The sequence below is a fragment of the Anaerococcus sp. genome (assembly GCF_030825785.1).
GTDB lineage: Bacteria > Bacillota > Clostridia > Tissierellales > Peptoniphilaceae > Anaerococcus.
In genome coordinates, this window is sequence record NZ_JAPJPG010000009.1 from 1 (window position 1) to 15,016 (window position 15,016).

At 34.4% G+C, this 15,016-nt stretch carries 14 protein-coding genes and 1 pseudogene; 4 read left to right on the plus strand and 11 right to left on the minus strand.

The genetic code is table 11. The annotated features are described in order from the left end of the window. From RCH56_RS02325 to RCH56_RS02375, 11 genes and pseudogenes are all read right to left on the minus strand, one after another. Nucleotides 1-262: pseudogene (locus RCH56_RS02325) on the minus strand (hypothetical protein); the annotation flags it as partial. Beyond that, on the minus strand, nucleotides 243-962 hold the full coding sequence (locus RCH56_RS02330; RefSeq protein ID WP_306483388.1) for an alpha/beta fold hydrolase: 720 nt from the start codon (nucleotides 960-962) through the stop codon (nucleotides 243-245). The pseudogene RCH56_RS02325 and the gene RCH56_RS02330, both read right to left, overlap by 20 nt. A gap of 192 nt (nucleotides 963-1,154) precedes the next feature. Beyond that, the gene (mgtE, locus tag RCH56_RS02335; RefSeq protein WP_306483389.1) at nucleotides 1,155-2,480 is read right to left on the minus strand and encodes a magnesium transporter; all 1,326 of its coding nucleotides are present in this window, start codon (nucleotides 2,478-2,480) and stop codon (nucleotides 1,155-1,157) included. Between the two features lie 167 nt (nucleotides 2,481-2,647). Then, a complete protein-coding gene (gene pepT, locus RCH56_RS02340; protein WP_306483390.1) occupies nucleotides 2,648-3,892 on the minus strand; it encodes a peptidase T in 1,245 nt (414 codons plus the stop codon). A 6-nt stretch (nucleotides 3,893-3,898) separates the two neighbouring features. Then, entirely contained in the window at nucleotides 3,899-4,582 is a 684-nt protein-coding gene (locus tag RCH56_RS02345) for a YjjG family noncanonical pyrimidine nucleotidase (RefSeq protein ID WP_306483391.1), read from the minus strand. Between the two features lie 2 nt (nucleotides 4,583-4,584). Continuing rightward, nucleotides 4,585-5,217, minus strand: a complete 633-nt coding sequence (locus RCH56_RS02350; RefSeq protein ID WP_306483392.1) for a nucleoside triphosphate pyrophosphatase — start codon at nucleotides 5,215-5,217, stop codon at nucleotides 4,585-4,587. 2 nt (nucleotides 5,218-5,219) lie between these two features. Beyond that, nucleotides 5,220-5,999 carry a gamma-glutamyl-gamma-aminobutyrate hydrolase family protein gene (locus RCH56_RS02355; RefSeq protein WP_306483393.1) on the minus strand — a complete coding sequence of 260 codons (780 nt, stop codon included), beginning with the start codon at nucleotides 5,997-5,999 and terminating at the stop codon, nucleotides 5,220-5,222. Between the two features lie 215 nt (nucleotides 6,000-6,214). After that, entirely contained in the window at nucleotides 6,215-6,892 is a 678-nt protein-coding gene (locus tag RCH56_RS02360) for a TIGR02206 family membrane protein (protein WP_306483394.1), read from the minus strand. Nucleotides 6,893-6,908: 16 nt separating this feature from the next. Beyond that, nucleotides 6,909-9,347: a phospholipase D family protein gene (locus RCH56_RS02365; protein WP_306483395.1), complete on the minus strand. Its 2,439-nt coding sequence runs from the start codon at nucleotides 9,345-9,347 to the stop codon at nucleotides 6,909-6,911. A 102-nt stretch (nucleotides 9,348-9,449) separates the two neighbouring features. Beyond that, nucleotides 9,450-10,784, minus strand: a complete 1,335-nt coding sequence (locus tag RCH56_RS02370; RefSeq protein ID WP_306483396.1) for a GTPase — start codon at nucleotides 10,782-10,784, stop codon at nucleotides 9,450-9,452. 66 nt (nucleotides 10,785-10,850) lie between these two features. Continuing rightward, nucleotides 10,851-11,264, minus strand: coding sequence for an EamA family transporter (locus RCH56_RS02375; protein ID WP_306483397.1), 414 nt, complete (start codon nucleotides 11,262-11,264; stop codon nucleotides 10,851-10,853). A 105-nt stretch (nucleotides 11,265-11,369) separates the two neighbouring features. On the opposite strand from RCH56_RS02375, the gene RCH56_RS02380 reads away from it, so the two are divergent. From RCH56_RS02380 to dhaM, 4 genes are all read left to right on the plus strand, one after another. Beyond that, a complete protein-coding gene (locus tag RCH56_RS02380; RefSeq protein ID WP_306483398.1) occupies nucleotides 11,370-12,908 on the plus strand; it encodes an NAD(P)/FAD-dependent oxidoreductase in 1,539 nt (512 codons plus the stop codon). Between the two features lie 86 nt (nucleotides 12,909-12,994). Further along, nucleotides 12,995-13,972 (plus strand): dihydroxyacetone kinase subunit DhaK, encoded by a 978-nt coding sequence (gene dhaK, locus RCH56_RS02385; RefSeq protein ID WP_306483399.1) that lies wholly within the window; start codon nucleotides 12,995-12,997, stop codon nucleotides 13,970-13,972. Continuing rightward, nucleotides 13,972-14,571, plus strand: a complete 600-nt coding sequence (dhaL, locus tag RCH56_RS02390; protein WP_306483400.1) for a dihydroxyacetone kinase subunit DhaL — start codon at nucleotides 13,972-13,974, stop codon at nucleotides 14,569-14,571. Before dhaK ends, dhaL begins: the two co-directional genes overlap by 1 nt. Further along, the gene (gene dhaM, locus RCH56_RS02395) at nucleotides 14,564-14,950 is read left to right on the plus strand and encodes a dihydroxyacetone kinase phosphoryl donor subunit DhaM (protein WP_306483401.1); all 387 of its coding nucleotides are present in this window, start codon (nucleotides 14,564-14,566) and stop codon (nucleotides 14,948-14,950) included. Before dhaL ends, dhaM begins: the two co-directional genes overlap by 8 nt. Nucleotides 14,951-15,016: the final 66 nt, after the last annotated feature.

Below are 15,016 nucleotides of genomic sequence, written 5' to 3' on the forward strand. Positions count from 1 at the left end.
ATAGAATTATAAATATACTATTTATTTTCTGTATGAGCTCTTTAATTACTCTTAGGGCGAAGTCACCATACTTTTCTTTAATTTTCCTAAAAAGGTCTTTAGATAGAAATCCTATTCCTGTAAATGAAAGTATGGCAAAGACAAGAAGTAAGCCATTAATATAATGATCTTTACTTGCCTTTCCTACTATAAAAGCAATAAGAGCAAGTAAGACCAAGGATAAAAATATCGTAGCTTTCTTTTTATTTCCTAATTTGTTCATTACTTCCCTCCATAAATTCTACTACAAGTTTATTAAACAAATAGGGATGAGATCTCGCTAGCTTATGGCCTGCTTTTTTTACTATAACAAGCCTTGAACGATCGATTGATTCAGAAATATTCTTTACATGATCAAGCCTTATTAGATCGTAAGATCCAACTATTATCAAAACCTCACTTTTAATATCTCCTAGGTCCGTCCTATTTAATCTTAAGTCTTTCAAAAGTAAGGCAGCAACCCTCTTATTTCTCTTAAAAAAGGGCAATATATTCCAAAAAATATTCTCCCCAAGGCTAATTATTCTACTCAAAAGCTTAGTTCCACTAAATCTTATGTTGGGAGCATTTAAAATTAATTTCTCTACTAGAACAGGATATCTGATTGTAAATAAAAGGGCAAGATTTGCTCCATCAGAAAATCCTAAAATATTTGCCCTTTTTATAGACAGTTTCTCAAAAATCTCCTTAAGATCGCTTGCCATAAGATCAAAGCTAAGCTTATCTCTAGAATTATCACTTTTGCCATGGTCTCTAAAATCTATGAGATATAAGTGAAATTTCTTAGAAAGCGCCCCAATATTGTATTCAAAATAGGACGAATCGCCAGCATTTCCATGAATAAGGAAAAGGCTTTCTCCAAATCCAAACTCTTCATAGTAAATATCAGTCCCATCACTCAATTTTATCATTCCCTTTGTCATAAATACCTCTCCTGCTAATTATACCTCATAAGTAATCTGTACAATCAAAAAAAGATCACTGAGTTTCATCTCAACAATATAAAAAATAATAAAGAATTTACATCAAATCTAAATTATTAAATTTCAAGTCTGCTACATTAAAAAACCCCTTAATCATTTTTTACTGATTAAGGGGATGAAATTAATTTGAATTTAAAGTCCCAACAAAATTGATGCAACTTCAAAATATATTAGAAGTACAAGTGTATCAACTATTGTTGTAATGAGTGGTCCTGCCATTACCGTAGGATCTATATTAAATTTATCTGCTATTAGCGGCAATACTCCACCCATGACTTTGGAAAATATTATTGTAAGTAATAGGGTAATCGATACTGTAAGGTTGACTCCAATTTGAGCTTGATCTAAAATCATTAGCCTTATAAAGTTAATGATTACAAGCAATATACCGGTTATTAGACCAATGCTTGATTCTTTCATAACCACCTTAAAAAAGTCTTTAAATCCAATATCTCCTCTATATAGAGATGTAATTACAGTTGTAGAAGCCTGACTTCCAGCATTTCCACCCGAATCCATAAGCATTGGAATGTACGCTGTTAGGGCTACAGCACTTGCAAGTAAATTTTCGTATCTGTGGATTATAAAACCTGTCATAGTCGCTGTGAGTAAGCATATTATAAGCCAAGTAGTCCTTGTTTTTGCAATTTTAAAGCTCGATTCAACTAAGTAAGATTCAGAATTATCAGAAATACCTGTTATATTTGACATATCTTCTTGGAACTCTTCGTGTGCAACATCGATTACATCTTCTGCTGGAACTATACCGATTAGTCTGTTTTCAGAATCAACTACAGGTACTTCTCCCAAATCATACTTATAGGAAAGTTTAGCTACAACTTCTTGGTCATCGTTAGGATTAACTGTTGCATTTATACTATTGGCTAAATCCTTTAGGGACTTATCTTGATATCTTATAAGATCTGCTATGTAGACAAAACCCATAAGGACTAGTGAGTTGTTGGTTAGCCATATTTGCTCAAGCTTTTCTGCATCTAGATCTGATTGTATTATCTTATCGAGAGCTTGTTTTGGACTAATATTTTCCTTCACTGACAAGAAGTTAACTGTCATTATAGAGCCGACTGACTCTTTTGGATAGCCTAAAAGCTCATTGACGACCTTTCTCCTATCCTTATCTATGTGGAAGGTCATAAGTTTCTTCGTGATATTTGCAGGTAGCTCCTGTAGGGTATCTACAAGCTCATCCTCATCCAAATCTCTTACCAGATCTTTTATCTTCTCTTCTGATAGAATATTTACAATTCTCGCCTTGTTTTCAGGTTTTAGTTCAGTAAATGCATCTGCTAAAAGGTCCTTTTTAAGTAGCTTAATCCAAATCGCTACGTCCTTCTCTGGCAAAATTTCAAGTTTGTCGGCTATATCAACAGGATCCATCTTATTGATCATCTCTTGGGTCCTGTTAAGCCTTTCTACATCATAATTTTTATCTGTCATTTTTACCTCCATTAGACTAACTAATCGAGGCATGAATAAGTAAACCTCAACTAGCCTTATTTAATTAAGCCTCAGATTGGGCCCACTTTTATCCATATTTCCTCCTTATAAATATTATGAATTTCCTATTTAATATACCTTTTTTTATAAATAAAGCTATAAGATGCCTATATGCTCATAAGCTCTAAAGTTACTAGGAAAGACTTATAGAAAGAATTCATAGGGATAAATTCCTTGTTTGAATGAAAGTTATGAGCTCCTGTGAAATAATTTGGGGTTAATATATTCCTCGTAGATAAATAAGACCCATCGGTTCCACCCCTCATAGGGATTATTTTAGGTCTAATAGCTAGTTTATCGAAAGCTTTTTTTAGTTTTTCAATAGCAAGGTAATTATCTTCATTTACACTATCTAAAATATTGGCGTAAGTATCTTCTATCTTGATTTCAATTTTTGCCTTATTGTATCTTTCGCTAAGTGCATCGGTGATTTTCATTAGATAAGCCTTTTTATTGAGAAATTTTTTCTTGTCATGATCTCTTATGTTGAATTTGACCTCACAATTAATTACATCAGATTTAATATCTGTGATCCAAATGTAACCTTCCCTTCCATCTGTATGCTCGGGCATCTTACTCCTATCAAGCATAGATATAAAATCATGGGCTATCATTATTGGATTTATGAGATTATTTTTGGCTGACATGGGATGGGCGCTACGACCTTTAATTGTAAGATAACCACCTGCTGCATTAAAAGTTTCATATACGAGCTCCCCAAGCTCACAACAATCAATAGTGTAAGCAAAGTCGACATCAAAATTATCGAAGTCAATCTTACGTACTCCTCTTAGGCCAATTTCTTCATCTGGAACAAAGGCTATATAGATTTTACCGTGATCTATTGATGGGTTTTCTCTAAGATAGCTGATAGCTGTCATGACATTTGCAATGGCTGCCTTATTATCTGCTCCTAATACGGACTTACCGTCTGTAACTATTAGATCATCCCCAATATATTTTTCTAGGCTCTTTTCTTCACTTGGGCTAATTACGATATTTTCTCTTGAATCTAGGATAATATCTGTCCCATCGTAGGATTTTTCGATTCTAGGATTTATATCGGGGCTTAGTCCGACATCAACTGTATCTAGATGGCATACCCAGCCGATTTTTGGAGTCTTTTTTTCATCAACTCCTTTGGCTTCAATTACAGCTTGCAAAACTCCATACTCATTTATCCTAATGTTATTAGCTCCGAGTTCTTCTAATTCTTTGGCAAGTTTCTTAGCTAGAACTAGCTGGCCCTTGCTAGAGGGGATGTCTTTATTTTCTTCATTCGATTGGCTAGAAATAGATACATATTTTAGGAAATTTTCCAATAATTTATCTTTTATTATTTTCTCTTCCATAGTAACCTACAATATATCGAGCACTTCTTCTAAGCTATTTACTTCATAGTCGAAATCAGTATCTCTATCTTTTTCTAACCTATCAGGATTAAACCAAATAGTCTTGATGCCAGAATTGTTTCCTCCTCTTATATCAGAGGTCAAGGAATCTCCTATTATCACATATTCAGACTTTTCTCTAGACCCAACAGTATCGAATATATAGTCAAAAAACTCAATACTCGGTTTTTCAAATCCTATTTTTTCTGATATAAATACGTCCTCAAAAATAGAATCTAGTCCTGCTCCTTTAAGCTTTCCTTCTTGGGCTATGGCAGACCCATTGGTTGCTGCGTATTGCTTATATTTTCCTGAAAGTTTGCTAAGGGTTTCGTAGGCCTTGTCATTAAAAACATAAGTCTTACCCAAATTTTCCTGGAAGGATATATTAAAGTCACTGACAATTTCGGTATTATAACCGTATTTTTCAAAAAATTCTCTAAATCTTCCTTCTAGTACCTCAATTCTAGTGATTTCTCCCCTTTCTAGGGCCTTCCAGTATTTATTATTAATCTTTCTATAAACTCCTAGCCTATCATCTGATAAGTCACCCAAACCATACTGATCGAAACAAGCTCTAATGGCATTTTCTTCAGCTAGGTGAAAGTTTAATAAAGTTCCATCAATGTCCCACAAAACATATTTTATCAATTTTACTCTCCTAAAATTCTTCTACTAACTTCACTCACTGGAAGACCAATTATAGCATTTATATCTCCATTTATATAAGAAATAAGTCTAGGATCTAGGTCTTGGATCCCATAGGCCCCAGCCTTATCCATTACATTTTCTTCCTTTAAATAATCATCAATTATACCATCCAAAGCCCTATAGTAATCGGTAAATCTAACTTCGGCTATAGAATAAAAAACATCCAAATAATTTTTACTCCTTAAGCAGACTCCAGTTATTACAAAGTGACTTTTGCCAAAATATGACATAAACATACCCCTCGCCTCGGCCATGTCTCTTGGCTTGCCATATATTTTATCATCCAGGATAACCATAGTATCAGACGATATATAAAGGCAATCTTTAACTAAGTCGACATCGGATTTAGCCTTGGCAATCTCGGCGCAGGTCTTGCCGGATCTTTCTATGAAGTCACAGTCCTTGTACTTTTCCATATATTTTTCTTCGATAGCTCTTTCGTCGATTCTTATAGAGGCAATTTCTGGCTTAAGAAAACTAAGCAAGTCCCTCCTTCTGGGAGACTTGCTCATTAAGATACATTTCTTATATTTTCCAATTTTCCCTGATTTTTCATAATCATTTACATAGTTCATAGTTAATTCTTACCCGCATTCGAATGTTTTACAAAATCTTTTAGGATTTTTTTAGAGTATTTATCATTTTCATAAGAAAGCTCTGGATGCCACTGCACTCCTAGCATGTAAGAGTAATATGGATTTTCTATTGCCTCTATTAGGCCATCATCGCTTGTAGCACTCACACTTAAGCCTTCTGCCAAATCCTTTATTCCCTCGTGATGGTAGGAATTTACCTCAATCCTATCAGAGCCAACTATTTTAGATAGTCTTGAACCTTCATTTATGTTAATCTCATGGTAAGTAAGGGTCTTATCACTTCCTCTATGAATTATTTCTTTAGAGAATTGTTTTTCCAAATCATCATAGAGACTTCCACCATAATAGATATTAATAAGTTGCATACCCCTACAGATACCTAAAATTGGCTTTTCTAGTCCTATTGCATAATCTAAAATAGCAAGACTCTTTTCATCATCTTCCCTGCTATATTCCTCAACAAGGTTTCTATCTCCACCATAAATCTCTGGATCAAAGTCGTTTCCTCCGGCAAAAATAACACCATCAACTCTTTCTATCTTCCTCTTGCACATTTCGATATCCATCCTACTTGTATCGACATCGTTGGTATCTATTCTGTTGTCATCTAGGGCGATTTTTATAGGGTTGATATTTTGATGATTATGCACTACTGCTATAGTTTTCTTAGTAAGAAAATTATCTCTAACTATAAAATATCCAAGAATCAGCAAAATAATTAGTAAAACTATTTTTATAGACTTAGCAAATTTCTTTCTCATAGAATACCTCCAATTACTTCTTTTAATTATTATATCATAAAGTTAGAATTTATTGAATATTTTCTATAAATTTATTAATAAATTTAAAGCACGATTGAAAATCCTTATAATAATCTCCATAGTTTACATAAGTACTCTCTGATTTCACCCTCCTATTTTCTTAAGCGATTATTTGTTAGCTTGACAGGTCTTTTTAGTTATCGAGCAAGTATTTCCTACTCAATAATTGTTAAAATTTTCCTGAAATTTATCTTACTTAGGGAATATATTAGAAAAATGAGTCCCAAACTTATACCTATATACAAGACTGGGCTTACGACGTTTATAGCTAGGGAATCTGGCAAGCTATTTAAGTAACCATAATTTGCGGACAAAGTTTTATTTAAAAGGTAAATTATGAGATTCATGGTTAAGGTTAGTTTACAAATAAAACTAAGGTCAAGTTCTCTTCTCTCATTTGCAAGTATCATAAGTGCAGATCCTATAGATAAGATGTGACCTAGTATATAGGTAAGGTTTGTTATATGTGGCCAAAGATACTTCGAAGGATCTGGGAAGCTGTAGGCTATAAGTGTGCCTATGATCCCAAGCCAGGCAAAGTAATTACTTAGCTTATAATTTTTAGAAAAAAAACTAATAGCCATCATAAGAGCAGCTATCCTACAATGATAAAGGGGTAGGCCTTCTCTTAAAAATAATTTTCTGCCAGCATAATACCAGAGAAACAAAGCTATCTCCACGATAGATAGACATACCAATTGTATAGAAAGAATTTTTCTTTTATATCTTAATTTATAAACCGCTATCAAGTATATCATCAAAATTCCCCATACTATAGGCATTTTAATATTGGTATTAAGGTCTTCACCGTGTCTAAAAAAGTACTCAATCATTTATTAATCCTTACTTCTATTTAAATTTGTCCAAAAACTTAGACAGGATATTGCTTTCTTCAATCCCCAGCCATTTAAGAAGCTTATCTTCATCAAAATAAAACTCGCTATCACTTTTTTCTATCAGTGTATCTTTTGACATATAGGTCAGACTTTGTTTTATTATATTGCTATCTTTCGAAGTTTTATCTATTGGAAATATTATTTTCCCATTTTCTTTTCTAATCTTTTTATCTTTATCATAATAGAAATCTCTTAAGTATTTCTTATAGTCTTCTATATAAGGATTTCTTACTTCAATCCATTCAAAAAAGGCCTTGGCATCTAGCTCTATATCTAGCCCTCCTATCGTCCCTACAAGGACACTTTGATCTAGGGCTTGCTTGTAGATTTCTGATGGCTTTTCATAATTTCCCTTATTTTCATCAATAGTCGCTGTATTGAAAAATAAAGAACCCGATTCTATATCGAAGACAAATTCCTTCTCCCCTGCTCTTTTATATAATTTTCTCCGCTTTTCCTGATTGGATTCAAAATCATCCGTGTACCTTCTAGTAGGAAAATACCTTGGTAGAGGCATGCCACAGGACTTATAATATTCTCTAAAAATCTCTCTTGTCTGATACAAAAAGTCAACCTTACCTGCTCCATAGGCAAAGTGATTCCATTCATATTCATCACTATTATCAAGTCTATCTGCCATTTTTAGAGAAAAATCGGTAAACAAGTCATTATTCATTTTTTCATAAATATCCTTGTATACTAAAGGAGAATCTTTCTTATATTTATCGTCAAACTTCTTGTCGATTTTTAGATAATATGACCTTCTCCTTGCTTCAGGAGGGAGTGTATACCCATCAGCATTAGTAGTACCTATAGTTACAGGAAAGGGACTTACTATTTCAACTTGACTATTTGTTGTATTTAATATTAGATCACAACCATAGTTTGCTTTTGTGAAAAATTCTATGGAAAATTCATCTATTATAATAGGGTATACATTATCTTCCCTAGCCCGGCCTTCGATTACCTTGACCCTATTGGCCTTGGCCTGGGTTCCGCTTGCAAGTTCAGAGAAATTATAATAAGCCTTATCACTTAGTCCAAGCATCTTGTTAATCATTTTTATTAGAGAAGACTTACCACTTCCTGCAGTTCCTCCAATAAATAGAAATTGGGGAATATCATTTCTATCTTCGCTAGTTCTAGCTAGTTTTTTAATCTCATAGAGAAACGGACCTGTGAAAGCATAAAATATTGCTTCCATTATCCTCTGTCCGTACTTATCATCATATTTATGGACAAAGGATTCGAATGTATGTATAAACTCATCGAGTAGGCTTAGAGCCTTTCTTATTTCTTCTATATCTTTATTTTCTCCAAAAGGAATATATTCATCTGTAAGCTCGCTTTTAACTAGAAAACCACTGTTTCCCTTTCCTATATTTCTAGTCTCCGGCTTTGAGAATAAAAGCGCTCTCTCATCTGAATCTATATCAGCATTTACTTTGATAGTCTTAATTGTATCGTTGACAAGCTTTTTGATAGCAGGAGACTTCTTGATTGCAGTCTCTTTAGTTCTATTATTTACCGATTCACGAACTAGCTTATAGGCTTGATTATCCAAGTCATTTTCTCTAATTTTCTCATCATCGAGGGCCTTCTTATCCTCGTCCATGTCCTTAATCTGTCCTATGGCATCAGGTGGAATAGTTGAATTTGCCTTAAAGCCTTCTACTTTTAGGATTAAATCTATTACTTGACTTTTCTTAATTTTTTCTACTTCTTCGTTAGTTAAGACAATTACCGAGTCCCTATCTTTAATATTTTCTAGCTTCTTCTTGTTAGCTACCATTAACTCTTTTGGGAAGTAGTTAGTTGTGATATCAGCTAAAGACTCATAATAATCTTTATAAATATCAAAAAGCTCGCTATTATCATATATTATAATATTCTCGTATTGGCTTGTAGTATTATTAAAAGCCATCTCTGATAAGTTACAAGATCCTAGAATTATCCTATTTTCAGAACTTTTCCTATTTTCTAGTAGATAGAATTTGGAGTGAATCGTTGCTCCAAAAGGAACTTTCACCTCAAATGATTTTTCTTCTAGCTTTCTTTTCATATCCATATCAAGACCTTGGTAGGTCTTGATGCTCGTGTTTTTAAGGACTTCTTTTATCTGTGATTTGAGATTTTTGGCAAAAAGATTGGCAGAATGTTGGACCTTATCTTCATTTATTCCAACTATAATCTCTACTTTGTTAAATTCCTTGATATATTTATTAAGGAAAGAAGTAGATATTGAGTAAGTAACAGCCAAAATCGAATCGTATTTATCATGATCGAATATTTCTTCTATAGACATATCGACTTTTTTGTTATCCTTACAAATATGAAGGCTCTCTCTCCTATCTTCTATAAAATCAATACCCAAAGACATCTGCTTATCCATAAATTCACCTCTTTTCTTCGTTTATTTAATTATAATATAGAACTAATAATTTATAAAGTAATAAAAAACCTAAGAGAAAGCTTATCCCCTTAGGCAAATATCTTATTTACTTTCCTTATCTTTTTTCTTAATATCCTTAACCCTATGTTTATACTCATTCTTAACCTTAGCTAAATCGATGCCTTCTATGTAATAGCTCTTACTCGCTTCGCCAATTGCCTTGGTCCCCATAGCAGCTACTGTTGCACTTACTGCAGTTCCAGCAGTTGGAAGGATTAGATTTAAAAGCTTAGATAATTGTTGGGACCCAAGTCTAAAGAGATTTCCAGCAAGACCTACTCCTCCTAGAGATAAGAGGAATTCCTTGGCTGTTTCCTTGCTGATATTTCGTCCAGAAAGACTTGCTATTAGGCTTACTAGGGCGATTTGTAGACCTATCAGAGGATAAATATCAGCTATGGGTATTGGGGTTATGGCTACAGTTGCAGCAAAGCCTGAAAACATGTTTATAAACTTATCACTGAGATTTGCTAAGACCATATTTATCCTACAAGCAAGCCTTAAACCCACTATGGCATCATAATCGCTTATGGACTCTTCTAAAGCATCGATTAGATTATCAATACCGAATCTCCCATCAAATTGAATTTCAAGATCACTTAGTCTAGACTTGGAAAGATCATTTATAGAATCGACATCTATAAATTCATCCTCAATCATCCAATCAATCAAGGAAGAAACAGGGATTATTTCCTTAACTTCAAGGTCTCCTTCTTCTATGATTTTGCCATAATATTTAACAACTTCACTAATATTTTTACTCTTGCTTATAGGATACTCCTTTGGATCCTTTATCCTTGATGGAGCGAGCTCATCCACCTTGTTTATGGCAACTATTACTGGCAAGTCTACCCCATTTGCCTTTTTATAATCTTCACAAATACTTTTAACAAACTTAACATCTGTTAAGACATCATCCCTATGACTAGCATTTAGCATAAAGATTGTCACATCAGGCATAAAATCTTTTACTTCGCTTTTTATCTTATCTTCTGCTGATATCTTCTCATCAAGGGCAAGAGACTCGGAAGTTCCCCTAGTGTCTAAAATCTGCATTAGAACTTCGCCATTTTCCTCATAATCGTACATATCGCATGCTTCGGTTTGAGAGTAGACATCATTTACAGGAGCGAGATATCTTCCGTTAATAGCATTGATTAGAGAGCTTTTCCCAACTCCAGTCCTACCCATAAGAAAAATCCTAGGCGGTCTATAATTATCCATATCATCCATGACCCTTTTAAGCTCTTCATCATTTAGGATGATTTTTCTAAGCTTATCTTGCATAGGATCTGGAACAGAGTCGATTATTTTTTCTAAATTTTTGTAAATATTTCTAATTCTTTCGATTGCATAGGTCGAATTTTTATCAGCCATAAAATCTCCTTTACTTCTTAATATCATTATACATAAAATTAACAAATAAAAAAGAGGCCTAAGCCCCTAGATAACCATGACAAGACTTCCAATACCTATGAGTATTGCACCTATGATGGATTTTCTGCTAAATTCTTCCCCTAGAAAAATAAAGGATAGAACAAAGGTTATAAGAACACTTGTCTTATCTATCGCTGTAACCTTGGATACCTCGCCGTTTTTAATGGCTGCGTAATAGCAAAGCCAAGAAAATCCTGTTGCAAGTCCTGAAAAAATTAGAAAGATCCAAGATTTATGAGATATATCATGAATACCACTTTGGGCATTTGTAATAAAAACTATAAACCAGCTCATTCCAACTACTACTAGGGTCCTGATAGCAGTAGCAAGATTCGAATTGACATTTTCGATCCCGATTTTAGCCAGTATTGATGTTACTGCTGCAAAAAAGGCCGAAAGAATCGATAAAATTAACCACATAATAAATCCTTTAAATATTTTTACAAAATCTTCATATACATTCTACTTTAAAAATTTAATTACTCATATCTTTTTTCAGGTACAATAATTAAAAATGGAGGATATATGTTACTTCTAAGAAATATAAAAGTTCCCTTTGACAAGGGCTATGAAGATATAAAAAAAGAAATAGAAAAAACTATAAATAAAAAAATAGATTCATTTGAGATTTACAAAAAATCAATCGATGCAAGACGTGGTGTTTACTATGTCTACCAAGTACTAATTGATACCGAAGTAAGTCCTAAAATCTACAAAAAGCTTAAGCATAATATCAGTGAATACAAGGAAGAAAAGCTAGAAATAGAGAATAAGAACAAGGTTAAATCTGCTATCATAGTTGGAGCTGGTCCTGCTGGACTTTTCGCTGCCTACACTCTAGCTAAAAGAGGAGTTAAAGTTACCATAATTGAACAAGGTGAAAGAATAGAAGAAAGAGTAAAGACTATTGATAACTTTAATAATGGCGGATATCTTAATCCAAGATCTAATATCCAATTTGGAGAAGGCGGTGCTGGAACATTTTCTGACGGCAAACTCACCTCTAGGTCTAAGGATAAAAGAAGTAGAGAAATATTTAAAATATTTGTAGAAAATGGAGCTCCCGAAGATATCCTCTACGACCACCTACCTCATGTAGGCACTGATATTCTAAGAAAAGTAATTATAAATATTAGAAAGGAAATCGAAGCTATGGGAGGAAGCTTTCATTTTGGAGAGAAGTTTATAGATCTGGAAATTAAAGATTCGAAAATCGCAAGTCTAATTACCGACAAAGATTCTTACGAGGCAGATGAATACATCCTAGCCTTAGGCAATTCCGCTAGAGATAGCTTCATCATGCTCGATAAATATATAGAAATTGTCCAGAAGCCTTTTGCAGTTGGCTTTAGGATTGAGCACCTACAAGATCATATAAATCTAAGCCAATACAAGATCAAAGATGAAAGACTCCCTCAGGCAAGCTACCAACTAAACTACACCAATAAAGAAAAAAATACTTCTGTATACAGCTTTTGCATGTGCCCAGGAGGATTTGTAGTTAACGGCTCAAGTGAAGAAAATGAGCTTTGCGTAAATGGTATGAGCTATCATGACAGGTCAAATACAAATGCCAATGCTGCTATAGTATGTACTGTAAATGAGGAAATCCTAGGCCCAGGCAATCTTTCTGGAATAGATTTTCAAAGACAAATTGAGAAAAAAGCCTTTCTCCTCGGAGGAGCAAACAACAAGGCTCCAGTTCAAAGACTAGAAGACTTCTATGAAAATAGACCAACGACTAAGCTTGGATCAATTAAGCCTAGTATAATGACCGGATTTAAGCTAGCTAACTTAAATGAAATCTATCCAGATAAAATTAATTACGCTATAAAAGAAGCCCTTGAAGTATTCGATAAGAGACTTCATGGATTCAAGAATCCAGATGCAATACTAACAGGTGTAGAAACTAGAACATCCTCCCCAGTAAGAATAGTGAGAGAAAATTATTCCACCAAGTATAAAAATCTAAGACCAATCGGTGAAGGAGCAGGATATGCGGGAGGAATAGTCTCTTCTGCCCTTGATGGACTCAAATGCGCAATAGAAGTTTTAGAAAACTAAGTTTCCCTTATAATTTTCAATTTTAAAGAAATGGGTATATATCTTGTAGATAGAACCTTGGGTAAAAGAAAAATAAGGAGAATATTATGAAGAAAATCATCAACGACGTAGATTTGATAATTGATCAAATGATTGATGGCTTAGTAAAAGCTAATGGAGAGATTCTAGAAAGACTTGACGATAGTACGGTTGTTGCAAGAAAGGGACCTTCTAAAAAAGGCAAGGTCGGAATAATCTCTGGTGGAGGAAGTGGCCATGAGCCAGCCCACGCTGGTTACGTAGGAGAAGGTATGCTTGATTGTGCTATATGCGGTAGTATCTTCACCTCCCCTACCCCTGATCAAATCTTAAAGGCAATAGAGAAAGCTGACAGCGGTAGTGGCGTATTTATGGTAATCAAAAACTACCAAGGCGATGTAATGAACTTTGAGATCGCCCAAGAAATGGCAGAAATGGAAGATATCAAAGTCGATTCTATAATCGTAAGAGATGATATAGCTATAGAAAACTATGAGGACAGACGTGGAGTTGCTGGAACTATTTTCGTCCACAAGGTTCTTGGAGCTATGGCTGAAGAAGGAAAGAGTCTTGAAGAGATAAAAGCAAAGGCAGAAGAGATCGTTCAAAATATCAAAACCATAGGACTTGCCACAAAACCATGCACTAATCCAAATGACGGCAAGGAAAGCTTTAGCCTAGAAGAAGACGAAATCGAAATGGGTATTGGAATCCACGGAGAAGAAGGTATCAAGAAAGAAAAAATCCAAAGTGCTGATACAATGGCCAAGGAAATGGTAGATAGACTACTTAAAGAAATACCTGAGGACAAGAAAGAGTATGCCCTTATGGTAAATGGCATGGGTCAAACTACAGAAATGGAACTATATCTAGTAAATAATTTCGTTACTGATTATCTTAAGGAAAATTCCCTAGAAATCAAGAGAACTTACGTTGGTAACTTCATGACAAGTATGGATATGGCAGGATTTTCACTCACACTCTTTGCCGTAGATGATCAAATTGTAAAATATCTCGATAGAGAAGTTAAGGTAGGAAGAAGATAATGAATATAGATAAGTTAAAAGTTTTATTTACAGAAATATCAGATGAAATAATAGCTAATGAAGAATACCTAACCGATTTGGATAGAAGCATAGGAGATGCGGACCATGGCTACAATATGGCCAAGGGCTTTAAGGCTATAAAGACTGACCTAGATAAGGAATATTCAAGCCTCAAGGATTTTTTCAATAAGATTGCTATGAACCTCTTATCTAAGGTAGGAGGAGCGAGTGGTCCCCTCTATGGATCATTCTTCATGAGCTTTGCCAAAGCACTTGATGGCAAGGAAGATTTATCAAGAGATGAACTAAACAAGGCCTTCGACGAAGGAGTTGCTGCTGTCAAAAAAAGAGGAAAGGCCCAAGTTGGTGATAAGACTATGGTAGATGTCCTAGAGCCAGTTTCTAATGCCCTTAAGGAAGATAAAAGTCTTGATGAAGTTGTAAAAATTGCAGAAGAGAAAATGACCTACACTAAAGAAATCAAGGCCCTAAAGGGTAGAGCTTCCTATGTAGGGGAAAGATCTATCGGTCACATCGACCCAGGTGCCTATAGCTCCTATCTAATAATCAAAAAAGCCTTCGGAGGATGTGATGATTAATATATTAATAGCAAGCCACAGCAAGGACTTGGCCAAGGGTCTAACTGATATCATAGGGCAAATGACAACAAACGTTAGAATTGAGTATTCTGGTGGGGATGATGAGGGAAATCTAGGGTCAAATTTCGAAGAGATCTTTGCTAAAATGAACGAGCTTGCCCCAGAAGGTCTTGTAGTTTTCTTCGACATGGGATCATCTATGATGAATGTCGAAACAGCTTATTCTATGCTTGACGAAGACTTACAAGAAAAAATTCTAATTGCAGGAAGTCCCCTAGTGGAATCAGCTCTAGAAATTAGTTTATATATTAATGAAGAAACTAGTCTAGAGAAAATAAGAGAGAAAATCTCTTCCTATAAATTTAATAAATTGGATTGATAATTAAATATAAAGAAGGATAATATAGATAGTATTTGGCAGTTGTCTGATGGCGACTGCTTTTTT